Annotated in this window: 1 protein-coding gene; it reads right to left on the bottom strand. The window is 34.4% G+C overall.

Going from position 1 to position 1,028, the window contains the following annotated elements:
- Positions 1 to 443 precede the first annotated feature (443 nt).
- The gene (locus ABF638_RS38140) at positions 444 to 752 is read right to left on the bottom strand and encodes a hypothetical protein (RefSeq protein WP_435027911.1); all 309 of its coding nucleotides are present in this window, start codon (positions 750 to 752) and stop codon (positions 444 to 446) included.
- Between the last annotated feature and the right edge of the window lie 276 nt (positions 753 to 1,028).

Below are 1,028 nucleotides of genomic sequence, written 5' to 3'. Positions count from 1 at the left end.
CTTGATTCTGGTAGGTTTTCGGGAGAGAGCGAATCTATTGATAAGCCTGTATCTATAATAATATTTGATAAATGATAAATTGATTTACATCCATCATCGGCACAAAATACTAAACAATTATTCCTAACGTAAATCTCAGTAATTCTCATTATATAAAATTCCTATTCGCCCTTTTTCGTATCTTATAACTTCAACCTTGATTCTCTTCAAATTTGCAAAATGCTCAGTTGTGCGTATGCCGCCCGCATACTCAACCAAGCAATAAGGGGCGTTTGCAATACTGTGTTCGATAATTATGCAGGGCTGCTTTGTTTTCTCGTTGAAATATTTAGTCATAATTCCTTTTTTGTCACATGAACGCTGAAAGACTTATGCTGTGGTTGGGTAGATGCCATCCCTTCCAGCAGAAGCAGAGAATGGAATAGTTTATTTTCTGGAAGTCCCTAAATGGCTGGTTGGTTGACATTTTGACTATACATATTTGAGTCTTCGATAATAACAGAATAATGAGAAAAATCATTGAATTCTAATTCATTAATAAAACCAATTAAAGCAAATGGACATTTACAACCCAAAGCTTGTTTTAGAAAATCAGTATTTAGGTGAAATTCTTGGCAGACAATCTCAAAAATCTCTTCACTAGTTAATTCTAGATTTTCATCTAATTCCAATATTTGCGCTTCTATTAAGTTAACTAGCTTTTTAATCAAAAAATAAGTTTCGATTTTGGCAGAGATTGTTAGCTGATTCATCTTAGTAACTATTGTTTTTAATTTTACTTTTCTTTTTAGACATAATCTTCAAGTTGGGAAATACTGCTGTAAAATCGGGTAAAAAGAAGCAGCAATTGCCTCAAACTTATCACCATCTGGATAAGGACGAAGAATTTCCTCACCGTCTTCGTTCAACCATTCTTGTCGTATTGGAGTGTACTCAAGCGATAGAATTGCAGTTCTCCACCAGCCAGATAACGCTAAGAGGCTGTTTGAAAAGTTTTGATGGGTCAAATTTTATGCTAATCGCCTCAC

The organism is Nostoc sp. CALU 1950 (assembly GCF_051172895.1).
GTDB classification, from domain to species: domain Bacteria; phylum Cyanobacteriota; class Cyanobacteriia; order Cyanobacteriales; family Nostocaceae; genus Nostoc; species Nostoc edaphicum_A.
The sequence above is the reverse complement of the archived record's forward strand: the minus strand, read 5'-3'. Positions and strand labels throughout refer to the sequence as shown.

Bases quoted from the DNA above. Each gene is read 5' to 3' on its own strand.
- ABF638_RS38140 (WP_435027911.1), bottom strand. From the start codon at position 752: ATGAATCAGCTAACAATCTCTGCCAAAATCGAAACTTATTTTTTGATT.